General features: G+C 64.5%; 19 protein-coding genes. 18 read left to right on the top strand and 1 reads right to left on the bottom strand.

Features of this window, described 5'->3' with window-relative positions:
• Positions 1–51: 51 nt before the first annotated feature.
• The 9 genes from ACWGS9_RS27410 (at position 52) to ACWGS9_RS27370 (ending at position 9,517) form a co-directional block, all read left to right on the top strand.
• Entirely contained in the window at positions 52–1,155 is a 1,104-nt protein-coding gene (locus tag ACWGS9_RS27410; RefSeq protein WP_454508186.1) for an ABC transporter ATP-binding protein, read from the top strand.
• Entirely contained in the window at positions 1,155–2,102 is a 948-nt protein-coding gene (locus tag ACWGS9_RS27405) for an ABC transporter permease (protein WP_454508185.1), read from the top strand. Before ACWGS9_RS27410 ends, ACWGS9_RS27405 begins: the two co-directional genes overlap by 1 nt.
• Entirely contained in the window at positions 2,095–2,907 is an 813-nt protein-coding gene (locus ACWGS9_RS27400) for an ABC transporter permease (RefSeq protein ID WP_320309785.1), read from the top strand. Before ACWGS9_RS27405 ends, ACWGS9_RS27400 begins: the two co-directional genes overlap by 8 nt.
• Positions 2,908–2,953: 46 nt before the next feature.
• Complete coding sequence (locus ACWGS9_RS27395) at positions 2,954–3,982, top strand: extracellular solute-binding protein (protein WP_454508184.1); 1,029 nt, start codon at positions 2,954–2,956, stop codon at positions 3,980–3,982.
• A 65-nt stretch (positions 3,983–4,047) separates the two neighbouring features.
• Entirely contained in the window at positions 4,048–5,247 is a 1,200-nt protein-coding gene (locus ACWGS9_RS27390) for a serine hydrolase domain-containing protein (RefSeq protein WP_454508183.1), read from the top strand.
• A gap of 22 nt (positions 5,248–5,269) precedes the next feature.
• A complete protein-coding gene (locus tag ACWGS9_RS27385) occupies positions 5,270–6,448 on the top strand; it encodes a serine hydrolase domain-containing protein (protein ID WP_454508182.1) in 1,179 nt (392 codons plus the stop codon).
• Between the two features lie 122 nt (positions 6,449–6,570).
• The gene (locus tag ACWGS9_RS27380) at positions 6,571–8,892 is read left to right on the top strand and encodes a Tex family protein (protein WP_454508181.1); all 2,322 of its coding nucleotides are present in this window, start codon (positions 6,571–6,573) and stop codon (positions 8,890–8,892) included.
• A gap of 61 nt (positions 8,893–8,953) precedes the next feature.
• Entirely contained in the window at positions 8,954–9,232 is a 279-nt protein-coding gene (locus ACWGS9_RS27375; RefSeq protein WP_454508180.1) for a type II toxin-antitoxin system ParD family antitoxin, read from the top strand.
• On the top strand, positions 9,233–9,517 hold the full coding sequence (locus tag ACWGS9_RS27370) for a type II toxin-antitoxin system RelE/ParE family toxin (RefSeq protein WP_454508179.1): 285 nt from the start codon (positions 9,233–9,235) through the stop codon (positions 9,515–9,517). It abuts the gene before it with no gap.
• Positions 9,518–9,599: 82 nt separating this feature from the next.
• Here ACWGS9_RS27370 and ACWGS9_RS27365 read toward each other — a convergent pair whose 3' ends face one another.
• Positions 9,600–10,511 carry a LysR family transcriptional regulator gene (locus tag ACWGS9_RS27365; protein ID WP_454508178.1) on the bottom strand — a complete coding sequence of 304 codons (912 nt, stop codon included), beginning with the start codon at positions 10,509–10,511 and terminating at the stop codon, positions 9,600–9,602.
• A 107-nt stretch (positions 10,512–10,618) separates the two neighbouring features.
• Between ACWGS9_RS27365 and ACWGS9_RS27360 the strand changes: the two genes are divergently transcribed.
• From ACWGS9_RS27360 to amaB, 9 genes are all read left to right on the top strand, one after another.
• Positions 10,619–11,815, top strand: coding sequence for an acyl-CoA dehydrogenase (locus tag ACWGS9_RS27360; protein ID WP_454508177.1), 1,197 nt, complete (start codon positions 10,619–10,621; stop codon positions 11,813–11,815).
• Between the two features lie 348 nt (positions 11,816–12,163).
• Positions 12,164–15,523, top strand: coding sequence for a transglutaminase family protein (locus tag ACWGS9_RS27355; RefSeq protein ID WP_454508176.1), 3,360 nt, complete (start codon positions 12,164–12,166; stop codon positions 15,521–15,523).
• 6 nt (positions 15,524–15,529) lie between these two features.
• Positions 15,530–17,941 (top strand): circularly permuted type 2 ATP-grasp protein, encoded by a 2,412-nt coding sequence (locus ACWGS9_RS27350; RefSeq protein WP_454508175.1) that lies wholly within the window; start codon positions 15,530–15,532, stop codon positions 17,939–17,941.
• A 3-nt stretch (positions 17,942–17,944) separates the two neighbouring features.
• Entirely contained in the window at positions 17,945–18,829 is an 885-nt protein-coding gene (locus tag ACWGS9_RS27345) for a transglutaminase family protein (protein WP_454508174.1), read from the top strand.
• A gap of 112 nt (positions 18,830–18,941) precedes the next feature.
• Positions 18,942–19,877: a glycosyltransferase family 2 protein gene (locus ACWGS9_RS27340; protein WP_454508173.1), complete on the top strand. Its 936-nt coding sequence runs from the start codon at positions 18,942–18,944 to the stop codon at positions 19,875–19,877.
• 210 nt (positions 19,878–20,087) lie between these two features.
• Positions 20,088–21,179 (top strand): DNA topoisomerase IB, encoded by a 1,092-nt coding sequence (locus ACWGS9_RS27335; protein ID WP_454508172.1) that lies wholly within the window; start codon positions 20,088–20,090, stop codon positions 21,177–21,179.
• A gap of 110 nt (positions 21,180–21,289) precedes the next feature.
• Positions 21,290–21,664 (top strand): YciI family protein, encoded by a 375-nt coding sequence (locus ACWGS9_RS27330; protein WP_454508171.1) that lies wholly within the window; start codon positions 21,290–21,292, stop codon positions 21,662–21,664.
• A complete protein-coding gene (locus ACWGS9_RS27325; protein ID WP_454508170.1) occupies positions 21,661–22,917 on the top strand; it encodes an RNA polymerase sigma factor in 1,257 nt (418 codons plus the stop codon). Before ACWGS9_RS27330 ends, ACWGS9_RS27325 begins: the two co-directional genes overlap by 4 nt.
• 204 nt (positions 22,918–23,121) lie before the next feature.
• Positions 23,122–24,636 carry an L-piperidine-6-carboxylate dehydrogenase gene (gene amaB, locus ACWGS9_RS27320; protein ID WP_454508169.1) on the top strand — a complete coding sequence of 505 codons (1,515 nt, stop codon included), beginning with the start codon at positions 23,122–23,124 and terminating at the stop codon, positions 24,634–24,636.
• The last annotated feature ends 171 nt before the right edge of the window (positions 24,637–24,807 follow it).

Below are 24,807 nucleotides of genomic sequence, written 5' to 3'. Positions count from 1 at the left end.
CAAACAGGAACGCACCTGCCGACAAGAGCAGGCTTTCTCAATGGGGTAATCGTGCCGGAACAACCGGGTAAGAACGCGATCGAAGTTCGTGGTGTAAGAAAAGTATTTGGAACCGGTGAAAACCAGGTCGCCGCTCTCGACACGGTGTCGGTGTCGATCCGCGAGAACGAGTTTTTCACGCTGCTCGGCCCGTCGGGATGCGGAAAGACGACGCTGCTGAGACTGATTGCCGGCTTCGATTTCCCGACCGCCGGCGAGATCCTGCTGCACGGCCAGGATATCGCGCCGCTGCCACCCTACAAACGCCCGGTCAACACGGTTTTCCAGAGCTACGCGCTGTTCCCGCATATGACGGTGGCGCAGAATATCGGCTTCGGGCTCGAGATGCTCGACAAGCCGAAAGCGGAGATCGAAGCGCGCGTCGCCCAGATGCTGAAGCTGGTCAAGATGGAGGTGCAGAAGGCACGCCGCACCAGCCAGATTTCGGGCGGCCAGCAGCAGCGCGTGGCGCTGGCCCGCGCGCTGGCGCCGCAGCCGAAGGTGCTTCTGCTCGATGAACCGTTGTCGGCGCTGGACTACAAGCTGCGCAAGGAAATGCAGATCGAACTGAAGCGGCTGCAGAACGAAACCGGCATCACCTTCATCTTCGTCACCCACGACCAGGAAGAAGCGCTGACGATGTCCGACCGCATCGCGGTGATGTCGGCCGGCAAGATCCTGCAGGTCGGCACGCCGCGCGACATCTACGACCGGCCGGCCGAACGTTTCGTCGCCGACTTCATCGGCGAGACGAATTTCCTGCCTGGCACGGTGGTGTCGAAAAAGGCCGGAGTGGCCACGGTCAAGTTCGCCAGCAATGCGACAATCTCAGCGGGCTATCCGGAAGGCTTCGACCCGACCGGCGAGGTGACGCTGGTGGTACGTCCCGAGCATGCCGATCTGGTGCCCGATCCCGCCAAGGGCACGATCGCCGGGACACTTTCCAATATCGTCTATTTCGGCACCGACACGCATTATCACGTCAAGCTCGACGGCGGCGGTGAGGATTTCATCGTGCGCCATCAGAACAGCCGTTCGAGCGCGGTGACCTACGAGACCGGCGCCAAGGTCGGCATCCAGTTCGAGGAGGACGCCGCGCGCGTCCTGAAAGACTGATGACGACAGCCACGCTCTCCCCAACCACGATCTCCAAGGCCGCGTTGTTCGAGGCCCAGGCGGTGAAAGCCGGCGCACGGCGCAACCGGCTGCTGTCGGTACCGGCGCTGATCATCATCGGCATTTTCGGCGTGCTGCCGCTGATCATCATCTGCGTCTACTCGTTCCTCGTCGCCGCGCCCTATGGCGGCGTGCAGTGGCAGTTCTCGACCGACGCCTATCTGAATTTCCTCTTCCAGCGCGATATCTTCGACGACACGCTGCAGTTCACGCCGGACTTCCTGATCATCTACCTGCGCTCCTTCCTGTTCGCGGTGGTGACGACGGTGATCTGCCTGCTGCTCGGCTTTCCGACCGCCTATTTCATGGCGACGCGACCGCCGGCGCAGCGCAACTGGTGGGTGCTCCTGATCACCATCCCCTTCTGGTCGAACCTTCTGGTCCGCACACTGGCGATCATGTTCATCATCCGCGACGAGGGCCTGATCAACAACGCGCTCCTGGCGCTCGGCGTGATCGATAAGCCGATCACCATGCTCTACACCAATTTCGCCATCCAGCTCGGCCTGCTCTACGCCTTCCTGCCGTTCATGGTGCTGCCGCTCTATTCGAGCCTGGAGAAACTCGACTTCCGGCTGATCGAAGCGGCTTACGATCTCTATGCGACGCGCCGGCAGGTGTTGTGGCGCGTGATCATCCCGCTGTCCAAGCCCGGCATCATCGCCGGCTGCCTGCTCGTCTTCATCCCGGCGCTCGGCGCCTATGTGACGCCGCTGATCCTGGGCGGCGGCGTGCACCTGATGATCGGCGATCTCATCGCGCAGCAATTCGGATCGGGACGCAACTGGCCGCTCGGCTGCGCGCAGGCGCTGATCCTGATGGCGGCGGTGCTGGTGGCGCTCTACTTCTACGTCCGCAACACGTCGGGGAAGATGCAGCATGGCTGAGCCCCGCATCATGGACATCAAGGACCAGCCGGGCTTCCGCTCGATCGCCATCATCTGCCTGCTGGTGCTCTATGTGCCGGTGCTGATCCTGATGATCTTCTCGCTGAACAGCGGCTCGCTGGTCACGCATTGGGAAGGCGTCACGCTCGGCTGGTATGGCAGCGCGCTGCTCAACGAGGAGTTCCACAGCGCCGCGAAGAACACGCTGATCATCTCGGTGACCGCGACGATCGTTTCGACCATCTGCGCGACGCTGGCGGCGATCGGCATGACCCGGGTGAAGCCATGGCGCGGGCTTGCCGCGGCCTTCATGGTCATCAACCTGCCGCTGATGGTGCCTGAGATCATCACGGCGGTGGCGACGCTCTCCTTCTTCGCGCTGATCGCCGGCACGCTCGGACTGAATTTCGGCATCGGCAATCTGATCCTCGCCCACACCGTGTTCTGCATCCCCTTCGCCTATATGCCGATCAGGGCGCGGCTCGAGGACATGGACCTGACGCTGGAATATGCGGCGGCCGATCTCTATGCGACGCCGTGGAACGCCTTCAAGCGCATAACGCTGCCGCTCTTGGTACCCGGCATCATGTCCGGCGGCGCACTGGCCTTCATCGTCTCCTTCGACGATTTCACCATCACGCAGCTCGTCGCCGGTCCCGGCCAGACGACGCTGCCCCTCTATATCTGGAACCAGATCCGGCGGCCGATGACGCCTGAGATCAACGCCATCTCCACAATCCTGCTGCTGGTGTCGATCCTGTTCGTCTCGGTCTCGTTCCTGATTGCGCGGCGGCGCGCAAAATGACCCGAGAGCTCCAAGACAAACAATGGGAAGGCAAGGAGAACATAAAATGTCTAGAAAACTGATGGCGGCCGTTTCCGCGGCCGTTCTGTTATGGGCAGTGCCGGCGCTCGCCGACGGCGAACTGCACATCTACAACTGGGGCGATTACACCAACCCCAAGCTGATCGAAAAATTCGAGAAGCAGTACAACGTCAAGGTGACGCTGGACGACTACGATTCCAACGAAACCATGCTGTCCAAGGTGCGCGCCGGCAATTCCGGCTACGACATCGTGGTGCCGTCCGACTATACCGTGAAGATCATGGTCGAGGAGGGCCTGCTCGAAAAGACCGAGCCCAACGCGATGCCGAACGGCAAGAACATCGATCCGCGCTTCGTCGACGTCTATTGGGACTCCGGCCGGCACTACACCGCGCCCTGGCAGTTCGGCACGACGGCGTTCTCGGTCAACACGGACAAGTTCAAGGGCGACATCGACACGCTGGCGATCCTGTTCAACCCGCCGGACGAGATCAAGGGCCAGATCAATGTGCTCGACGACGTCAACAGCGTCATGCATGCCGCCGAGCGCTATGCCGGCGTGCCGCGCTGCGGCGCCGACAAGGCCAATCTGAAGAAGGTCAACGATATCCTCATGGCCGCCAAGCCGTCGTGGAAGACCTTCAGCTACGACACCATCACCAAGATCACCTCCGGCGACGTCATCGTGTCGGAGCAATGGAACGGCGCCAGCTACCGCTCGCGGCAGAAGATACCGGCGATCAAATATGCCTATCCGAAGGAAGGCATCGAAGGCTGGATGGACAATGTCGCGGTGCTGAAGGGCGCCAAGAACCTCGACAACGCCAAGCTGTTCCAGGACTTCGTCATGGCGCCCGAGAACGCGGCGCTGATCTCGGAGTTCGCCGGCTATGACAACGGCATCGCCGGCAGCCACAAATTCCTGCCAACGGAGTTCGCCAACTCGCCGGAAATCAGCCCTCCAGCCGGCTCGCCGACGCCGGAATTCGTGGCGCCGTGCCCGCCTGACGTGGTGGAGATCTACAACAAGATCTGGACCAACCTGCGCAAATAATTTTGCGCAGCGCATGAAAGGAGGGGGAGGCTCCGGCCTCCCTTTCTTGTGTTCAGGGAGGGACCATGACGTCGTCTTACCGCAACTCCGATCCGCGGCCGCCGATCATGCAGGGCTCGCCGCCGAAGCTGGTGCCGCCGAAGCTCGATTGGGACCGGCCACCCTGGAACCGCTGGGCCTTCCAGCACATCCGCGAATTCCTGCCGACGGTCGAGGTGTGGCGCGGCAGCGGCCATCGCCATCGCCTCGAGCGCGAGGAGGTCGATCTCGACGACCTGCCGGTGGTCGACAGCAACGGAGCGCCAACGACGCTCGCCGGCTTGCTCGACGAAACCTATGCCGACGGCTTCCTGGTGCTGAAGAACGGCAAGGTTGCCTATGAGCGCTATTTCAACGGCATGGACCAGCGCACGCTGCATCTGTCGCAGTCGATGGCGAAGTCGGTCACCGGTTCGGTGTGCGGCATACTGGTCGGGCGCGGCCTGATCGATCCGGGCAAGCTGGTAACCGACTATCTGCCGGAGCTCGGCGAGACCGGCTGGGCCGGCGCCACCGTGCAGCACGTGCTCGACATGACGACGGGCGTACGCTTTTCCGAAGAATATACCGACCGCTATTCCGAGATCGGCCAGGTCGATGTCGCGACCGGCTGGAAGCCGATCCCGCCGGGCAGCTATCCGGATTTTCCGTGGCCCTCGCATTTGTTCGAGCTGATCCTGCGGCTGAAGGACAGGGTGCGCCCGCATGGCGAGGCCTTCGAATATCGCTCGATCGAGACCGACGTGCTCGCCTTCATCATGGAACGGGTAAGCGGCAAGCGCCTCGCGCAGCTTGTCTCGGAAGAGCTATGGCAAAAGCTCGGCGCCGACGAGAGCGCTTGCTTCACCGTCGACAGCGCCGGCTATGCGCTGGCCGATGGCGGCTTCAACGCGACGCTGCGCGACTATGGCCGCTTCGGGCAATTGATCCTCGACAATGGCGGCGGCGTGATCCCGGCTGAGTGGATCGAGGCGACGCGTAGCGGCAAGCACGGGCCGAATTTCAACCCGAGCCTTCCGGACGGCAGCTACCGTAACCAGTTCTGGATCGAGGATTCGCGCTCACGTTCGCTGATGTGCCGCGGCGTGTTCGGGCAAATGATCCACATGAGCTGGGAACACAGGATGGTCGTGGTGAAGCTTTCGACCTATCCGGATTTCCTCAACTCCGCCTATTCGGTGGCGACGCAGGAGGCGGTGCATGCCATCGCCGCCGCGCTGGCCTGAAAAGACAAACCGGGAGAATAGCGTGACCGGCAAGACCGCGTTCGAGACCAAATACGGCTTTGCCCGCAAGGATGTGCGGCTCGACAACTGGCGGCTGGCGCCGTTCAACCGATGGTCTTTCCAAAATGTCGGCGAACTGGTGCCGAGCGCGCATGTCGCCGCAGCAGCCGGCGGCGAGGAACAGGCGAAATCCATGGGCGCATTGCTTGAGGAGAAGATCTCGCTTGCCGGCGGCAGTGAAACCGTCGAGGGCTTTCTGAAGCGTTCCCATACGGACGGGCTGGCGATCCTGAGGGCCGGCAAGCCGGTCGGCGACTGGTCGGCGCCGCATATGCCGTTCGGAGCCCGCCACATCATCTTTTCGATCAGCAAGTCGGTGACGGCGGTCCTTGCCGGCATATTGGAAGGCGAGGGGCTGTTCGACCCCAACGCACCGGTGACAAAATACATCCCCGAAGCCAAGGGCTCGGCCTATGGCGATGCGAGCGTGTGCAACGTGCTCGACATGACGGTCAGCCTCGATTTCGAGGAAGCCTATCTCGATCCGGAAAGCGCCTTCGCCCGCTACCGCCGCTCGACGCTGTGGAATCCCGGCGGCGGATCGGAGAGCCTCGCGGCGTTCCTTATGACCATCCAGCGCCTGGCCGAGCCGCATGGCCAGACCTATCGCTACCGCTCGCCCAATTCGGACATGCTCGGCATCCTGGTCGAGCGGGCCTCCGGCAAGCGCGTCAGCGAATTGCTCAGCGAGAAACTGTGGCTGCCGCTCGGTGCCGTAAGCGAGATGTCGGTGACGGTCGACATGGAAGGCACCGCCCGCACGGCCGGCGGCATGTCGATGACGCCGCGCGATCTTGCCCGCATCGGCGAGATGATGCGGCAGGGCGGCATGGCCAATGGCCGCCGCATCGTGCCGGAAGCCTGGGTGCGCGACACGGTCGCCACCGGCGGCAGCCATGAGGCCTGGCAGCGCGGCACTATGGTGTTCCTGTTCCCGAAGGGGCGCTACCGCAACAAATGGTACCAGACCGGCCACGACAGCGACGCCTTCTGCGGCATCGGCATCCACGGCCAGTGGCTTTACGTCAACCCGCAGGCGGAAGTGGTGATCGCGAAAATGTCGTCGCAGCCGGAGCCGGTGGACGAGAAGCTGGACGATGACATCGTGGCTTTCCTGGAGGCGCTGAGCCGGATGGTTTGAGCCGATTGGCGGTTTGTTCTCACGGCTGTTTTCTGTGGACCTGCGCTGTCGGGTGAAACCGGCGCGGTTGGCGAAGCGATCTTCCCGGCTTATGGTCGCCGCTCTTTTCGACAGGGATCGGCATGGCATCGGACATCAAGCGCATCGCAGCAATCATCGCGGCCGAGATCGGCGCGCGGCCCGAGCAGGCCGCGGCGGCAATCGGGCTGCTGGACGAGGGCGCGACCGTTCCGTTCGTGGCGCGCTACCGCAAGGAGGTCACCGGCGGCCTCGACGACACGCAATTGCGCGACCTTTCCGAGCGGCTTGTCTATCTGCGCGAGCTCGATGCGCGCCGCGAGACGATCCTCGGTTCCATCCGCGAACAGGGCAAGCTGACCGAGGAGCTTGAGGGCAAGATCGCCGCGGCGAGCACCAAGGCCGAGCTCGAAGACATCTACCTGCCCTATAAGCCGAAGCGGCGCACCAAGGCCGAGATCGCCAGGGAGCGTGGGCTCGGGCCGCTGGCGGAGGGGATCCTCGCCGACCGGTCGGCGGTGCCGGCGGAGCTTGCGCTCGCCTATGTCACCGAAGAGGTGGCCGACGCCAAGGCGGCGCTTGAAGGCGCGCGCGACATCCTGTCGGAGCAGTTCGCCGAGAATGCCGACCTTGTCGGCAAGCTGCGCGCCTATATGAAGGAACGCGCCTTGCTGCGCGCCAGGGTCGTCGACGGCAAGCAGGAGGCGGGCGCGAAGTTCTCCGACTATTTCGACCATGTCGAGCGATGGGCGAATGTGCCAAGCCACCGTGCCTTGGCCATGCTGCGCGGCCGCAATGAAGAGGTGCTGTCGCTCGACATCGAGGTCGACGCGGACGACGCCTCGCAGGTGAAACCGGTCGAGCGCATGATCGCCAACGCCTACGCGATCGGCGCCAGCCTGGCAGGCGACCGCTGGCTGATGGAGGTTGCCGGCTGGACCTGGCGCATAAAACTGTCCCTGCATCTGACGCTCGATTTGATGCGCGACCTGCGCGAGCGGGCCGAGGAGGAAGCGATCCATGTCTTCGCCCGCAACCTGAAGGACCTTTTGCTTGCCGCACCCGCCGGCTCGCGGCCGACCATGGGGCTCGATCCCGGCATCCGCACCGGCGTCAAGGTGGCGGTGGTCGACGGCACCGGCAAGCTGGTGGCGACGACGACCGTCTATCCGTTCCCGCCGAAAAACGACGTGCGCGGCACGCAGGCCGAACTTGCCGCCCTCATCCGCCAGCACAAGGTCGAGCTGATCTCGATCGGCAACGGCACCGGCAGCCGCGAGACCGAGAAGCTGGTGGCGGACATGCTGTCCGATATGCCCGTGGGTTCAGGTCCGAAGCCGCTCAAGGTGATCGTCAGCGAGGCGGGCGCCTCGGTTTATTCCGCGTCGGCCACGGCAGCGGCGGAGTTCCCGGGCCTCGATGTCTCGTTGCGCGGCGCGGTCTCGATCGCCAGGCGCCTGCAGGATCCGCTGGCCGAGCTGGTCAAGATCGAGCCGAAGTCGATCGGTGTCGGCCAATACCAGCATGACGTCGACCAGTACCGGCTGGGCCGCTCGCTGGAGGCGGTGGTAGAGGATGCGGTCAATGCCGTCGGCGTCGACCTCAACACCGCTTCAGCGCCGCTGCTGGCGCGGGTTTCCGGCCTTGGCCCATCGCTTGCGGACGCGATCGTCGCGCATCGCGATGCCGGCGGAGCCTTCGCGACCCGCCGCGATCTGCTCAATGTATCCCGGCTCGGGCCGCGCGCGTTCGAGCAGTGCGCCGGCTTCCTGCGCATTCCGAACGGGACGGAGCCGCTCGATGCTTCCTCGGTTCACCCGGAAGCCTATGGCGTAGCGAAAAGAATAGTCGCGGCCTGCGGGCGCGACGTGCGTTCGCTGATGGGCGACAGCGTCGCGCTCAAGGCGCTCGACCCGCGGGTGTTCGTCGACGAGCGTTTCGGCCTGCCGACGGTGCGCGACATCATCGCCGAGCTTGAGAAGCCCGGACGCGACCCGCGCCCCGGCTTCAAGACCGCGACCTTTGCCGATGGTATCGACGACATCAAGGACCTGAAGCCGGGCATGCTGCTCGAAGGCACCGTCACCAATGTCGCCGCCTTCGGCGCTTTCGTCGATATCGGCGTGCACCAGGACGGGCTGGTGCATGTGTCGCAGCTGGCCGACCGCTTCATCAAGGATGCGCATGAGGTGGTGAAGGCGGGCGACGTGGTGAAGGTGCGGGTCGTCGATGTCGATATCAAGCGCAAGCGCATCGGGCTGTCGATGCGCAAGGATGGCGGCGAGGGTGGTGCGCCTCGCGGCGGGCAGCGTGACAGCGGCGGCGGCAAGCCCGCGCCGCGCTCGCCTGCGCTGCAGCGCCAGCCGGAAAAGCCGGCGCAGGGCGCGTTCGGTGCGGCGCTCGCTGAGGCGATGAAGCGGAAATAGCTGGTGAGGGTGAAGCGTTCCGTTCCTTGCAATCGGTAGTAAAGATGCCTACCATATACGTATGGCAAATGTAGAGAAAGTGAGCGTTGCCCTCACCCCCGAAATGGCAAACATGATGCGGGAGGTCGTCGCCGCGGGCGAATACGCCTCGGCAAGCGAAGTCATGCGCGAGGCATTGCGCGACTGGAAATTTCGCCGGACACAGCGTGATAAGGCTATCCACGAGTTGGGCCGTCTGTGGGATGAAGGCATGGCAAGCGGCAACGCGGTCGACGGTGACCAGGCTTTCGCCCGGATCAAGAATAAGCTCGATGCGAAAATCGCTGAACGCAAGTCATAAATGACGCTCCGTTTACGACCGGAAGCGGAGGCGGATATCGAGGCCATTGCCCTCTACATCGCCGAAGATAGTCCGTCGGCGGCGTTGCGCTGGTATGGCGAGATGCTCACCCATTGTCAGCGCATCGCCGAAATGCCGGGAATGGGCATTGCCCGGCCGGAGGTGCGAGCAGACTTACGCACGTTTCCCATAGGAAATTACCTTATCCTCTATCGCCAGATCGAAGCCGGGGTCGAGATCGTGCGCGTCGTTCACGGCGCGCGGCGGTGGCAGGAACTGCTGTAGCTGAACGTCGAGACGCAACGACAGCCGGAACCGACCCAAACGCGTTCGGTGCGGCGCTCGCGGAGGCATGAAGCGCAAGTAGTTACCACGCCAGGAAAGCCGGCTCCTTCTCAACCTGATCCAGCAGCCAGCCGCGAAAGCTGGCGACCGGCGGGTGGCCTTGCTTGTCGTGCGGCACGACCAGATAATAGGCGCTGCGGCTCTGCATCGGTTGACCGGGCGCGGGCACCAGCTGGCCGCGCTGCAATTCTCCGGCAATCAGGATTTCCGGCAGCAGCGCCACGCCGAGCCCCGCCATGCAGGCCTGCGCGACCGTGCCGAACTGCTCGAACTGCATGCCGGGACCGGTCGGCGCCTCGAACCCCTGATGCTCGAACCATTCGCTCCAGGCGCCGGGGCGCGTCGCCATATGCAGCAGCGGCAGGCGGCTGATGTCGGCCGCCGTGACGATGTCGCGGGTGGCCAGGAATTCGGGGGAGGCCACCGGCATCACGGTCTCGCGCATCAAGAGCGTGCAGTCGGCCTCCGGCCAGTCGGGCATGCCGTGATGGATTGCAGCGTCCAGCCGTTCGCGGGCAAAGTCGAACCGGCCGATGCGGGTGGCGAAGTTGATGGTGATGTCCGGATGCCGGGCGACGAAATCGGGGATCAGCGGCATCAGCCAGCGCGTGCCGAAGGTCGGCAGGATGGCAAGGTTGAGAACACCACCATGCCGATTGCTCATCAATCCGAGCGCGGCATCGCGCAGCTGGCCAAGCGCCGAACGCACCGCTTCGGCATAGATCTCGCCTGCGGCCGACAAACGGACATTGCGGCTGTCGCGCTCGAGCAGCCGGCGCCCGAACTGCTCTTCCAAAAGCCCGATCTGTCGGCTGATGGCGCCCTGAGTCAGATTGAGCTCGCGCGCGGCCGCGGTGAAGGAGCCAAGTCGCGCCACCGCCTCGAAGGCGGCAAGGGCGGCCGTGTTCGGCAAAAGGCGGCGCTGGACGTTCATGATCCATTACTAACGCTCATTGATCCGTGATGCAATTTTGTTTGATTTTTCTCCGGCTGAGGCGGATAAGCCGGACCACCTCAAAAATATGCCGGGAGTCCAAGGCCATGGCCGCCGAGAAGAACGCGTTCGTCTGGAACGATCCTTTCCTGATCGAGGACCAGCTTTCCGAGGATGAGCGCATGGTGCGCGACGGCGCGGCGGCTTTCGCCGCCGACAAGCTCGCACCGCGCATCGAGGAGGCTTATGCCGACGAGAAGACCGACCCGTCGATCTTCCGCGAGATGGGCGAGGCGGGTCTGCTCGGCCTCACCATTCCGGAAGAGTATGGCGGGCTCGGCGCGGGCTACGTGACCTACGGGCTGGTGGCGCGGGAGGTCGAGCGCATCGATTCCGGCTATCGCTCGATGATGAGCGTGCAGTCCTCGCTGGTGATGTACCCGATCCATGCCTACGGCTCGGAAGCGCAGCGCAAGAAATTTCTGCCGAAGCTCGCCTCGGGCGAATGGATCGGCTGCTTTGGCCTCACGGAGCCGGATGCCGGCTCCGATCCGGGCGGCATGAAGACGCGCGCCGAGAAGACGGCGAATGGCTACAGGCTTTCCGGCTCCAAAATGTGGATTTCCAACGCGCCGATCGCCGACGTGTTCGTCGTCTGGGCGAAGCTGAGGGGCGATAACGGCAAGGACGAGATCCGCGGCTTCGTGCTGGAAAAGGGCATGAAGGGGCTTTCGGCGCCGAAGATCGACGGCAAGCTCTCACTGCGCGCCTCGATCACCGGCGAGGTGGTGATGGAAGGCGTCGAGGTCGGCGAAGAGGCGCTGCTGCCCAACGCCAAGGGCCTCGGCGGTCCGTTCGGCTGCCTCAACCGCGCGCGTTACGGCATCTCCTGGGGCGCGATGGGCGCGGCCGAGGATTGCTGGCACCGGGCGCGACAGTATGGCCTCGACAGAAAACAGTTCGGCAAGCCGCTCGCCGGCACGCAACTGTTCCAGAAGAAGCTCGCCGACATGCAGACCGAGATCGCGCTCGGCCTGCAGGGCTCGCTGCGCGTCGGTCGGCTGATGGACGAAGGCAAGATGGCGCCGGAGATGATCTCGATCGTCAAGCGCAACAATTGCGGCAAGGCACTCGACATCGCCCGCCAGGCGCGGGACATGCATGGCGGCAACGGCATCCAGATAGGCTACCATGTGATGCGCCACGCGCAGAACCTGGAGACGGTCAACACGTATGAGGGCACGCATGACGTGCATGCGCTGATCCTGGGACGGGCGCAGACGGGTATCCAAGCGTTTTTCTAAGCTTCCCCCCCGCTTCGTCATCCTCGGGCTCGACCCAGGGCTTGACCCGAGGATCCATGCCGTGACCTTCGCCGAACGGTGCAACGGAGCAGAATTCTCAACCGTTGCAACGCTTTAGCTTCACAGCATGGATCCTAGGGTCTGCGCGCGTCGCTTCGCTCCTTACCTCGCCATAGGATGACGAAGGCGCAGGAGCCTTCGCCATCGCGGAGGTCGGGGACTGGCTGTTACCTGGCAACGTCGAGCGTTCATTGGCCGCTTAAATTAGGTGCGGCGCAACATCTCTGCTTGGAGAACGGCCAGGATTTGTGTCAGGGTCTGGCGGTAAACGCCACTCTCCGGGGCACCATGGCAATTCTGGCAGCCGTCCATCACCTGACCCATTACAAATATGACCGGCCGGTGGTTCTCGGCCCCCAGGTGATCAGGCTGCAGCCGGCGCCGCATTCGCGCACCAAGGTGCTCAGCCATTCGCTGAAGGTCGAGCCGGCAAACCACTTCGTCAATCTGCAGCAAGACCCCTACGGCAACTTCCTCGCCCGCTTCGTCTTTCCGGAGCCGGTGACCGAATTGAAGATCGAGGTCGACCTCGTCGCCGACTTGACGGTCTACAACCCGTTCGACTTCTTCGTCGAGGAGAGCGCAGAGACCTTCCCGTTCGACTATCCCGAAGAGATCAGGGAAGACCTTGCCATCTACCGCACGCCGGAGCCAGCCGGGCCGCTCTTGTCCAAATTCCTGGAAAGCGTCGATCGCAGCCCGACAAATACCGTCAATTTCCTGGTCGACCTCAATGCAAGGCTGCAGCGCGAGATCGCCTACATCGTGCGCATGGAGACCGGGGTCTACTCGCCCGAGGAAACGCTCGCCGCGGCCAAGGGCTCATGCCGGGATTCAAGCTGGCTGCTGGTGCAGATCCTGCGCAATCTGGGCGTCGCCGCGCGCTTCGTCTCCGGCTATCTGATCCAGCTGAAGCCCGATCTCGTTTCGCTCGACGGGCCGCCGGGAACCGCCGTCGACTTCACCGACCTGCACGCCTGGTGCGAGGTCTATATTCCAGGCGCAGGCTGGATCGGCTTCGACCCGACCTCCGGCCTGCTGACCGGCGAAAGCCATGTGCCGCTCGCCGCGACGCCGCATTTCCGCAATGCCGCGCCGATCTCCGGCATGGCGAGCTTCGCCAATGTCGATTTCGGGTTCGACATGCGGGTCGACCGGATCGCCGAGCATCCGCGCATCACCAAGCCGTTCTCGGACGAAAGCTGGCAGGCGCTCGATGCGCTGGGCGAGAAAGTCGACGCAGCGCTGAGAGACGGCGACGTACGGCTCACCATGGGCGGCGAGCCGACCTTCGTTTCGATCGACGATTTCGAAGCCGCCGAATGGAACACGGCAGCCGTCGGCCCGACCAAGCGCGACAAGGCGGACCAGCTCATCCGCCGTTTGCGCGAACGCTTCGCGCCGGGCGGCTTCCTGCATTACGGGCAAGGCAAATGGTATCCAGGCGAGAGCCTGCCGCGCTGGACCTTCTCGCTTTACTGGCGCACCGATGGCGAGCCGGTGTGGCGCGACCCTTCGCTGATCGCACAGGAGAAGGGCGATCCTGCCGTCGGGCCCGAGCAGGCCGAGGGACTGTTGAGGGCGATTGCCGGCGAGCTCGGCATCGAACAGTCCATGGTCGGCGAAGCCTATGAGGATCCGGGCGAATGGCTGCTCAAGGAAGGCAAGCTGCCGGACAATGTCGACCCGTCCAATTCGAAGCTGGAAGACCCGGAAGAGCGCAGCCGCATGGCGCGCGTCTTCGAGCGTGGGCTGACAAAGCCGTCGGGATATGTGCTGCCGGTGCAGCGCTGGAACAGCCAGGCCTCTGGACAGCGCTGGCGTTCGGAAAAATGGAAGACCCGGCGCGGCCGCCTGTTCCTGGTGCCCGGCGATTCTCCGGTCGGCTACCGGCTGCCGCTCGGCACGCTTCCCTATGTGCCGCCGGCGCAATTCCCCTATATCGTGCCGGTCGATCCGTCTGTGCCGCGCGCTGCCTTGCCGGCGCGCGAGGCAATCCTGCCGGACGCCGCTCCGGCAGGGGCTGAAGGCGCCGACGAAATGGCGCGCCGCCAGCAGGCGGTGTCGTTCACGGCGGCGACCGGGCAGCAGGATCGCGTCGAGCAGGAGCTAACCGAGATCGGCGGCGCGGTGCGCACGGCGCTCACCGTCGAGCCGCGCGACGGGCGGCTCTGCGTGTTCATGCCGCCGGTCGAGGCGCTGGAAGATTATCTCGAACTGGTGGCAGCAGCCGAGAACGCGGCGAAGGCGATCGGCCTGCCGGTGCATATCGAGGGCTATGGTCCGCCGCATGATCCGCGTCTCAACGTCATCCGCGTGGCGCCGGATCCGGGCGTCATCGAGGTCAACATCCATCCGGCCGCCAACTGGCGGGAATGCGTTGCCACAACAACGGCCATTTACGAGGAAGCGCGGCAGTCGCGGCTCGGCACCGACAAGTTCATGATCGATGGCCGCCACACCGGCACCGGCGGCGGCAACCATGTCGTGGTCGGCGGTGCGACGCCCAATGACAGCCCGTTCCTGCGCCGGCCAGATCTCCTGAAGAGCCTCGTGCTGCAATGGCAGCGGCATCCGTCGCTGTCCTATCTGTTCTCCGGCCTGTTCATCGGCCCGACCAGCCAGGCGCCACGCTTCGATGAAGCGCGTCACGATTCGCTCTATGAGCTCGAGATCGCGCTGGCGCAGGTGCCGCATCCGGACAAGGGCGCAGCACCGTTGCCCTGGCTGGTCGACCGGCTGTTCCGCAATCTCTTGACCGACGTGACCGGCAACACGCATCGTTCGGAAATCTGCATCGACAAATTGTTCTCGCCGGATGGCCCGACCGGCCGGCTCGGTCTGGTCGAGTTCCGCGGTTTCGAGATGCCGCCCAATGCGCGCATGTCGCTCGCGCAGCAATTGCTGGTTCGCGCGATCATCGCCCGGACCTGGAAGAACCCGCTCGACGGCCGCTTCGTTCGCTGGGGCACGTCGCTGCATGACCGTTTCATGCTGCCGCATCATGTCTGGGCGGATTTCCTCGATGTGCTGGAGGACCTGAAGCACAACGGTTTCGACTTCCGCCCGGAGTGGTTCGCGGCGCAGCTCGAATTCCGCTTCCCGTTCTGCGGCGAGGTAAGCCAAGCCGGCGTCAAGCTGGAATTGAGGCAGGCGCTGGAGCCCTGGCATGTGATGGGCGAGCAGGGCACGATCGGCGGCACGGTCCGCTTCGTCGATTCTTCCGTCGAGCGGCTGCAAGTGAGGACCGAGGGCCTCAATCCGGAGCGTCACGCCATCGTCTGCAATGGGCGCATCGTGCCGATGAAGGTGACAGACAACCGCGAGGTCGCGGTTGCCGGCGTGCGCTTCAAGGCCTGGCAGCCGGCCTCCGGCCTGCATCCGGCCCTGCCGGTCAACACGCCGCTGGTCTTCGACATCTATGACCGCTGGTCGGGGCGCTCTGTCGGCGGTTGCGTCTACCATGTCGCGCATCCGGGGGGCCGCAGCTACGATACGTTCCCGGTCAACGGCAACGAGGCCGAGGCGCGGCGGCTTGCGCGGTTCGAACCGCGCGGCCACACGCCGGGCGGTTATGTGCTGCGTGACGAAGAAGCCTCTGAAGAGTTCCCCATGACCCTTGACCTCAGGCGGCCGGCGAGACTCTGATCGACAATGGCCAAGGGGAATCAGAAACGGGCGAGCGGCAGACCGCCGGCGCAGAGCCTGCTGGAGCGCTACCGGCCGATCGAAGGCGTCGTCGACGAGATGGTCGACGCATCGGGCGCTCCGCGTCCGGCCTGGCGCGCCTTCATAGAGGCGCTGGACGAACTGGGAGCGGAGCGGCTTGGCCGGCGCTTTGTCCGCGCCGACCAGTATCTGCGCGATGCCGGGGTCTATTACCGCGTCTATGACAAGGCGGGCGCCAATGAGCGCGAATGGCCGCTGGCGCATGTCCCGCTGCTCATCGACGAGAAGGAATGGGTCGAGATCAGCGCCGGGCTGGTCCAGCGCGCCGACCTTTTCGAGGCGATCCTGGCCGATGTCTACGGGCCGAACCGGCTGGTCGAAAAGGGCATTCTGCCAGCCGGTCTGATTGCCGCGAGCCCTGAATATCTGCGCCCCATCGCCGGCGTCCGGCCGGCCAATGGCCATTTTCTGCACATGGTCGCTTTCGAGCTCGGCCGCGGCCCGGACGGCCGCTGGTGGGTGCTTGGCGATCGCACGCAGGCGCCGTCGGGCGCGGGCTTTGCGCTGGAGAACCGAGTCGCTACCACGCGCGCGCTGTCGGACATCTATGGCGAGATGCATGTGCACCGGCTCGCCGGTTTCTTCCGCCGTTTTCGCGATTCGCTGAACGGCATGGCGAGGGACTCCGGCGGCCGCGTCGCCATCCTGACGCCCGGGCCGCTCAACGAAACCTATTACGAGCACGCCTACATCGCCCGCTATCTCGGCATCATGCTGCTCGAAGGCGAGGACCTGACCGTTTCCGGCGGCAGGCTGATGGTGCGCACCGTTTCCGGCCTGATGCCGATCGGCGTTTTGTGGCGGCGGCTCGATGCCGCGTTTGCCGATCCGCTGGAACTCAGGCCGGACTCGCAGATCGGCACGCCGGGGCTCGTCGAGGCGATCCGGCGCGGCTCGGTCTCGGCAGTCAACGCCCTGGGCTCAGGCCTGATGGAGACGCGGGCATTGCTGTCGTTCCTGCCCAGGATCGCGCGGGAACTGCAGGCTGACGATCTCAAGCTGCCGAACATCGCCACCTGGTGGTGCGGCCAGGAGACCGAGCGAAGCCATGTGCTGGCCAACATCGACCGCATGGTCGTCGGCCCGGCGCTGTCGACCCGGCTTGCCTTCGAGGACGACGGCGCGACCCGGCTCGGATCGTCCCTTTCGGCGGGCGAGCGGGCCGGGCTCGTCGCGCGCATCGAGGCGAACGGCGCCGGTTTCGTCGGCCAGGAGGCGGTGACGCTGTCGACCACGCCGGTGTTTGTCGGCGGCCTGCTGGAGCCGCGGCCTGCCAGCCTGCGCGTCTATCTGGCGCGCACGCCCGAAGGCTGGACGGTGATGCCCGGCGGCTTCGCCCGTGTCGGCTTCTCGCTCGACCCGACAGCGATCGCCATGCAGCGCGGCGGCCAGGCGGCGGATGTCTGGGTGGTCAGCGACAGGCCGGTCGAGCGCGAGACGCTGTTGCCGCAGGAGCATGAGGGCTTCACCCGCACCATGCCGGGCAGCCTGCCCAGCCGCGCGGCGGAGAACCTGACCTGGCTCGGGCGCTATATCGAGCGCTCGGAAGACACGGTGCGCGTGCTGCGCGCCTATCACGTGCGGCTTGCCGAGACGTCCGATCAGGACATGCCGCTGCTTGCCGACATCAGGGACTATCTCGAGCCGTTCGGCATCGAGGTCGAAACGGCGATACCGCTGGGATTGATCAGCACTTTGGACAGCGCGGTCTACAGCGCCGGCCAGATACGCGACCGCTTCTCGCCCGATGGCTGGCTGGCGCTGAAGGATCTGTCGAAGACCATTCACAAGTTCGCGGACACGGTGGCGCCCGGAGACGACGCGACGCGGGCGATGACGGTGATGCTGCGCAAGCTCGCCGGCTTTTCCGGCCTGCTGCACGAGAACATGTACCGCTTCACCGGTTGGCGTTTCCTGGAGATCGGCCGCAGGCTGGAACGCGGCATCCAGATCGCCGGCACGCTCAGCCGGCTGACAAGGAACGGGGCGCCGGAGGGGGCGCTCGACATGATGCTGGAGATCGGCGACAGCGTCATGACCCATCGCCGGCAGTATCCGGTGCAGGCCGGGCGGCGCACGGTCATCGACCTGCTCGCGCTCGACCCGCTCAATCCCCGCTCGATCCTGTTCCAGCTCGAGCGGCTGAAGGCCGAGATCGGCATGCTGCCTTCGATCGGCGGCGAGGGGCACATGTCGGCCGCGGCCAAGGAAATCCTGCAGCTCAACACGGCAATAGCCGTCATGGAGCCGTCGGACATGGGCGCCAAGGTGCTTGATGAGCTCGCCGGCCAGATCGGCGATCTCTACAACAGCCTCTCCAGAGCCTATTTCGGGTAGGCGATGCTGTACGACATCAAGCTTCATTTGCACTACGACTACGCCGCTGCCGCCGGCGGCGGGCGGCACCAGGTGCGCGTCATGCCGCAGACGATCGCCGGGGTGCAGCGCGTGATCGCCGCCTCGCTGTCCTTCCAGCCGATGCCGGCCGAGCGTGCCGATTTTTCCGATTTCTTCGGCAACAACGTCACATCGATCGCCTTTCGCGACGCGCATGAGACGCTCGACATCCGGATGAGCGCGCGCGTGTCGGTCTCGCGGCCCGAGCCGGGTCTCGACGTCTCGCCCGATATAAGCGGGCTGAAGTCGGAACTCGATCTGGTGCGCTCGTTGTCGCCTGCCGCGCCGCATCATTTCCTTGCCGCCAGCGATCATGCCGCCATCGACGCGGCGATCACGGCCTATGCGCGGGAAAGCTTGGCCTCCTCGGCGGTGGCCACGGCGGTCGATCTCTGCAACCGCATCCATCGCGATTTCACCTATGACGGCAAGGCAACGACCGTTCAGACGCGGGCCAGCGACGCCTTTGCGCTGAAGCGCGGGGTCTGCCAGGATTTTTCGCACATCATGATCGCCGGCCTGCGCGGACTGGGTATTCCGGCCGGCTATGTCAGCGGCTTCCTGCGCACGATCCCGCCCAAGGGCAAGCCTCGGCTCGAAGGCGCGGATGCCATGCACGCCTGGGTGAAGGCCTGGTGCGGACGCGATGCCGGCTGGCAGGAATTCGATCCGACCAACGGCATGCGGGCGAGCAACGACCATATCACCGTCGGCTACGGCCGCGACTATTCCGACGTGGCGCCGATCGTCGGCGTGCTGAAAACCACCGGCGGCCAGGTCGGCGAGCAGGCGGTCGACGTCATCCCGGTCGCCGTCGAAAAGGTGTAACGACAACCTGATTGCTCGTGGGCGCTTCTCAACTGCGCCTGCCGCCGATATCTTGGGCACGGGATTGAACGGGGCGCGCGCGCCTGCGAGGGATGGCGCGCGGGGACAGGATTTGGAAGCGGTCAGCATCATCATTCCGGCACACAATGCGGCTCGGACAATTGCCCGGACGCTCGCTTCGCTGGTTTCGGAAAAGGAAGTCATCGGCGAGGTGCTGCTGGTCGACGATTCTTCCTCCGACGACACCGCCGCCGTCGCCACGGAAACGGCGTTGCGGTTTGCCTTGCCGATGCGCGTCATCAAATCGAGCTGCCGCGACGCCGGCGGCTCCAGGAATCTGGCCCTGGAGCAGGCCCGCTTTGCCTGGATCTATATGATCGATGCCGATGATCTTCATCTGGAAGGTGGCCTGCGCGCGCTGCTGGCCACGGCCAGGGCACGATCGGGGGTCGACATGGTGATCGGCGCCTTCCGTCGGCGGGTTGATGGCGAGGGGCGGTCGACCAAGATGCCGGGCGTCTACACAGCAAGCGGACTTGCCAATGCCTGCGCCTATCTCGACGGGCGGATACGGTCGATTGCGGTCGGCGGCGCGCTGGTGTCGCGGCAGGTCATCGGCGAAACAAGGTTCCCGGTCGGGCTCGCCTATGACGAGGACACGCTGTTTTGGGCGCGCGTCATCGCCAAGGCCTCGCTTGCCGTCGTGAGACAACCGATCTTCATCTATTTCGTGTCGGCGGAGCGCTCCGACGATCGTTTCATGGTCAGACCGGCCGCGCGCTTTCTCGAATGGCGCCGGGCGCTGCGCCGGCTCCCGTCCTGCGGCATCGCGGAGCGCTCTCTGAAGATGAGGGAGGGCCTGGTCGCCCTGAAGATCGCGCGTGTTCATTATAAGCGCGGCGATTTCGACATGGCTGCAAAATTCCTCACGGTGGCCGAGGCCGCGCCGCGGGCGGGCTTGGATGTCTGGCGTTGCATGCGCTACCGGTTGAAGATCACGCTGCGGCGCCGGTTCTCGGCGCCGGCAGCCCGACTGCAACGCGCCTGATGGCCGTGAAGCCGGACCTTGCGACTATCTGGCGGACGCGCCGGCGATGGATGTTCAAGTCCATGCCGGCCGGTAGTACTTCGCACCCATGCCGATGATGGAAGGCTATTGGAGAGCGGACGTTTCGGCCGGCCGGCAGGGCTGAAAAGGAGTTTCGGAACCAGTCACCCGGCACGCGGCTTTATCTACGGATAATTTCGCGGAGCCGGCATGTTGCAGCATTCACAATTGTCTCCGGGTCGTTCAGCGCGGGACGAGGAAACCCGCAGGAACGGTGCGCAGAGCTCCGCCGAGGGTGCGTCGCTCAGCTATGTGAGCGATGCCGATCCCGGTATCCGCAGATTAAGGAAAGGCACGGGATTTTCCTATTCGGGACCCAATGGAAGAGCCCTCGACAAAGGAGCGCTTGCCCGCATCAAGGCGATCGTCATTCCGCCTGCCTGGACGGATGTGTGGATTTCGCCCGATCCGGACGGCCATATCCAGGCAACCGGCCGGGATCAGCGCGGCCGTAAACAGTACCGTTATCACCCGCAATGGATCGAGGAACGCGACGGCGTCAAATATTCCAGCCTCGTCGCCTTCGCAGAAAGCCTGCCCGCTCTCAGACGGCAGATCGATGCCGATCTGCGCCGGCACGGGCTGCGTCTGGAGCGCGTCGTCGCCTCGGTGGTCTGGCTGCTCGACAACACCATGATCCGGATCGGCAATGCGGCCTATGCCCGGGATAACAAGAGCTTCGGGCTGACCACGCTGCGCGATCGCCATGTCGAGATCACCGGCTCCAGCCTGCGCTTCGCCTTCAAGGGCAAGTCCGGCAAGGAATGGAAGCTGAAGCTGGTCGATCGCCGCATCGCCAAGGTTGTGCGCGGCACGCAGGATCTGCCCGGACAAAAACTGTTTCAATATCTCGATGAGGATGGCGACCGGCGGCCGGTGCGTTCGGAAGACGTCAACCGCTATATTCGCGAGGCTTCCGGCGCCGAATTCAGCTCCAAGCATTTTCGCACCTGGGGCGGCACAATCCATGCGGCGTCGCTGTTTGTTCAGACGGAACTTCCCGAGGCCAAAACTCAGCAAAAACGGGTGATAAACAATGTCGTCGACGAGGTCGCCGAGTGCCTCGGCAATACCCGTGCCGTCTGCCGCAAATGCTACATTCACCCGCTGGTGTTCGAGGCTTGGTCCGAGGGGCGCCTGCTCGACGAAATGGCTGACGCCAACAAGCGCAAACGTCTGATATCCGGCCTCGACGAGGAAGAAACGCTCGTGCTCAGATGGCTGCAGGCCCAAGGCGCCTGACTGCCAACCGCCAAAGACCGCCAAGCCCGTGATCGCCCGCCGATTTTTTTATCGACCTTGTGTCGGGAAGGGTCCTACTGTCGCGTCCTTTGATACGGAAAGGACCCGCCATGCTTTACGCCATTCTTTGCTACGCCTCCGAAGACGTCGTCTGCTCCTGGAGCAAGGAACAGGACGACGAGGTCATGGCGAAGATCCTCGATGTGCAGGACAAATACGCCAAGGCTGGGCGGCTCGGGCCGGTTGCCCGCCTTCTGCCGACGACTGCAGCGACCACGTTGAGAAAGGTCAAGGGCGAAGCGATCGTGCTCGACGGGCCGTTCGCCGAGACCAAGGAACAATTCCTCGGTTTCTACACGCTCGAATGCCGCGATCTCGATGAAGCCGTCGAGTTCGCCCGCGAACTTTCCGAGGTCAACCCGAGCGGTGGCTCCTACGAGATCCGGCCAGTTTCGGTCTTCAACCCCACCAAGGTCGCCGTATGACGGAGCTTGCCTGGATAAGCACAGCGATCAGCAATGCCCGTCCGCAGGCGATGGGCGCGCTGCTGCGCTACTTCCGCGACCTCGACGCCGCGGAAGAGGCTTTCCAGGACGCATGCCTGAGGGCACTCAAGAACTGGCCGAAGAACGGGCCGCCGCGCGATCCGGCGGCCTGGCTGATCTTCGTCGGACGCAACAGCGGCATCGACGCCGTGCGCAAGCGCGCCAAGCAGGCGCCGATGCCGGAAGAGGACCAGATCTCCGATCTGGAGGACGCCGAGAGCGACATCGCCGAGCGGCTCGACGGCGCGCATTACCGCGACGATATCCTGCGGCTCTTGTTCATCTGCTGCCATCCGGATCTGCCGGCAACGCAGCAGATCGCGGTGGCGCTGCGCATCGTGTCCGGCCTCACCGTCAAGCAGATCGCGCGCGCTTTCCTGGTCGGCGAGAGCGCCATGGAGCAGCGCATCACACGCGCCAAGGCGCGCATTGCCGATGCCGGCGTGCCGTTCGAAACGCCGGGCGCGGTGGAGCGCTCGGAGCGGCTCGCCGCTGTCGCAGCTATGGTCTATCTGATCTTCAACGAAGGTTATTCGACCAACAGCGGCGAGGCTCCGGCCCGCGCGCCGCTCTGCGAAGAAGCGATCCGGCTCGCCCGCCTGCTTCTGCGGCTGTTCCAGACGGAACCGGAAATCATGGGCCTTACCGCGCTGCTTCTGCTGCAGCATGCGCGGGCGCCGGCGCGTTTCGACGAGAATGGCGAGATCGTCCTTCTGGAAGACCAGGACCGCTCGCTATGGAGCCGCAAGATGATCGACGAGGGCCTGGCGCTGGTCGACAAGGCGCTGCGCCATCGCAAGCCCGGTCCTTACCAGGTGCAGGCGGCAATTGCGGCGCTGCATGCACGGGCGGTGACGGCGGAGGATACCGACTGGACCGAGATCGACCTGCTCTATGGTCTGCTGGAGCAGATGCAGCCGTCGCCGGTGGTGACGTTGAACCGCGCCGTCGCGGTCAGCAAGGTGCGCGGCCCGGAGGCCGCACTTGCCATGATCGAGCCGCTGGAAGAGCGGCTGTCGGGCTATTTCCACTTCTTCGGCCTGCGGGGTGGGCTGCTTATGCAGCTTGGCCGCAACGAGGAGGCGCGCATCGCATTCGATCGCGCCATCGCTTTGGCCAACACCGCCGCCGAGGCGGCGCATATCCGCATGCATATCGATCGGCTGATCAAGGAAAGCAGCAAAACGTCCTAGATCCAGAAGGCACGCTGATCCGGCCTCGCTGTCTGGCCCAATTTCGCAATCCGGGCTTGGACCATGCCGGGGTGGCGGTTTTTCCCTGAAACGAGTAATGCCACGCCATCAAAGCGCCCAGGCGTGCCCGACGGCAGGTCCAAGACATGGCGCATGGCTCCATTCCCACCCCATGATGAGAGGCGGGATCTGAAAGGGACAAAAATGATGTTAGCGAAGGAAACGGCCTCACTTCTTGAGAAACTCGGAGTTGCCAAGGATGCGCTCTCCGGCGGTGACCTCATCGTGCGCAGCCCGGTGACGGGCGAACAGATCGCGGCGCTGAAGTCGATCTCGGCCGCAGATGCGGGCAAGGCCATCGATGCCGCGCACAAGGCCTTCCAGAGCTGGCGGCTTGTGCCGGGCCCGAAGCGCGGCGAACTGGTGCGCCTGCTCGGCGAGGAATTGCGCGCGCATAAGGACGAGCTTGGCCGGCTGGTGTCGATCGAGGTCGGCAAGATCCCGTCCGAGGGTCTCGGCGAGGTCCAGGAAATGATCGACATCTGCGATTTCGCCGTCGGTCTCTCGCGGCAATTGTACGGTCTCACCATCGCCACCGAGCGGCCCGGCCACCGCATGATGGAGACCTGGCATCCGCTCGGCGTCGTCGGCGTGATCTCGGCCTTCAACTTCCCGGTCGCGGTGTGGTCGTGGAATTCGGCACTCGCCTTCGTCTGCGGCGATGCCGTGGTGTGGAAGCCGTCGGAAAAGACGCCGCTGACGGCGCTCGCCTGTGAGGCGATCTTCAAGCGCGCCGCAAAACGTTTCGGCGCCGACGCGCCGGAAGGCCTGCTGCAGGTCTTGATCGGCGACCGCGTCGCCGGCGAGGTGCTGGTCGACCATCCGAAGGTGCCGCTGGTCTCGGCCACCGGCTCGACGCGCATGGGCCGCGAAGTCGGTCCGCGGCTCGCCAAGCGTTTTGCCCGCGCCGTGCTGGAGCTCGGCGGCAACAATGCCGGCATCGTCACGCCCACCGCCGATCTCGACATGGCGCTGCGCGCCATCGCCTTCGGCGCGATGGGCACCGCCGGCCAGCGCTGCACGACGCTCAGGCGCCTGTTTGTGCATGACAGCGTCTATGACGCGCTGCTGCCCCGGCTGAAGAAGGCCTATCAGTCCGTTTCGGTCGGCAATCCGCTGGAAGGCAAGGCGCTGGTCGGTCCGCTGATCGACCAGGCTGCTTTCGACAACATGCAGAATGCGCTGAAGGAGGCCGAGGCGCATGGCGGCAAGGTGACCGGCGGCACGCGCGTCGAGAACGGCCATCCGGACGCCTATTATGTGCATCCGGCGCTGGTCGAAATGCCGAAGCAGGTTTCACCGGTAACCGAAGAGACCTTCGCGCCGATCCTCTATGTGATGAAATATTCCGATTTCGACGAGGCGCTGGAGCAGCACAACGCGGTCGGCGCCGGCCTGTCGTCATCGATCTTCACGCGCGACCTGCAGGAGTCCGAGCGCTTTCTGGGCGTCGACGGTTCGGACTGCGGCATCGCCAACGTCAACATCGGCACCTCGGGCGCCGAGATCGGCGGGGCGTTCGGCGGCGAGAAGGAGACCGGCGGTGGCCGCGAGAGCGGCTCGGATGCCTGGAAGGCCTATATGCGCCGCGCCACCAACACGGTGAACTTCTCCAAGGCGCTGCCGCTCGCGCAGGGCGTGTCGTTCGACATCGACTGAATCGAAACGGCGCCGCAAAAGCGGCGCCGTTTTCCGAACGGAAAACCGCCCACACTTTTCCTGGAGTTGCTCTAAAAGCGCGTCGCGCTGAAACGGATTCAGGCGACGCGCTTTAACAGGCTGCTGAAAAACGTTTTTGGTCCGGCCGACTCGTGGCTTTGATTCTGTTTT

This window comes from Mesorhizobium sp. Arg314, from assembly GCF_053714275.1.
The sequence above is the reverse complement of the archived record's forward strand: the minus strand, read 5'-3'. Positions and strand labels throughout refer to the sequence as shown.

Excerpts from the sequence above, each read along its gene's own strand:
- ACWGS9_RS27330 (WP_454508171.1), top strand. The coding sequence starts at position 21,290 with ATGCTTTACGCCATTCTTTGCTACGCCTCCGAAGACGTCGTCTGCTCC.
- ACWGS9_RS27375 (WP_454508180.1), top strand. The coding sequence starts at position 8,954 with ATGGCAAATGTAGAGAAAGTGAGCGTTGCCCTCACCCCCGAAATGGCA.
- ACWGS9_RS27350 (WP_454508175.1), top strand. The coding sequence starts at position 15,530 with ATGGCCAAGGGGAATCAGAAACGGGCGAGCGGCAGACCGCCGGCGCAG.
- ACWGS9_RS27380 (WP_454508181.1), top strand. The coding sequence starts at position 6,571 with ATGGCATCGGACATCAAGCGCATCGCAGCAATCATCGCGGCCGAGATC.
- ACWGS9_RS27365 (WP_454508178.1), bottom strand. The coding sequence starts at position 10,511 with ATGAACGTCCAGCGCCGCCTTTTGCCGAACACGGCCGCCCTTGCCGCC.
- ACWGS9_RS27395 (WP_454508184.1), top strand. The coding sequence starts at position 2,954 with ATGTCTAGAAAACTGATGGCGGCCGTTTCCGCGGCCGTTCTGTTATGG.
- ACWGS9_RS27390 (WP_454508183.1), top strand. The coding sequence starts at position 4,048 with ATGACGTCGTCTTACCGCAACTCCGATCCGCGGCCGCCGATCATGCAG.
- ACWGS9_RS27345 (WP_454508174.1), top strand. The coding sequence starts at position 17,945 with ATGCTGTACGACATCAAGCTTCATTTGCACTACGACTACGCCGCTGCC.
- ACWGS9_RS27325 (WP_454508170.1), top strand. The coding sequence starts at position 21,661 with ATGACGGAGCTTGCCTGGATAAGCACAGCGATCAGCAATGCCCGTCCG.
- ACWGS9_RS27400 (WP_320309785.1), top strand. The coding sequence starts at position 2,095 with ATGGCTGAGCCCCGCATCATGGACATCAAGGACCAGCCGGGCTTCCGC.
- ACWGS9_RS27370 (WP_454508179.1), top strand. The coding sequence starts at position 9,233 with ATGACGCTCCGTTTACGACCGGAAGCGGAGGCGGATATCGAGGCCATT.
- ACWGS9_RS27335 (WP_454508172.1), top strand. The coding sequence starts at position 20,088 with ATGTTGCAGCATTCACAATTGTCTCCGGGTCGTTCAGCGCGGGACGAG.
- ACWGS9_RS27360 (WP_454508177.1), top strand. The coding sequence starts at position 10,619 with ATGGCCGCCGAGAAGAACGCGTTCGTCTGGAACGATCCTTTCCTGATC.
- ACWGS9_RS27355 (WP_454508176.1), top strand. The coding sequence starts at position 12,164 with ATGGCAATTCTGGCAGCCGTCCATCACCTGACCCATTACAAATATGAC.
- ACWGS9_RS27405 (WP_454508185.1), top strand. The coding sequence starts at position 1,155 with ATGACGACAGCCACGCTCTCCCCAACCACGATCTCCAAGGCCGCGTTG.
- amaB (WP_454508169.1), top strand. The coding sequence starts at position 23,122 with ATGATGTTAGCGAAGGAAACGGCCTCACTTCTTGAGAAACTCGGAGTT.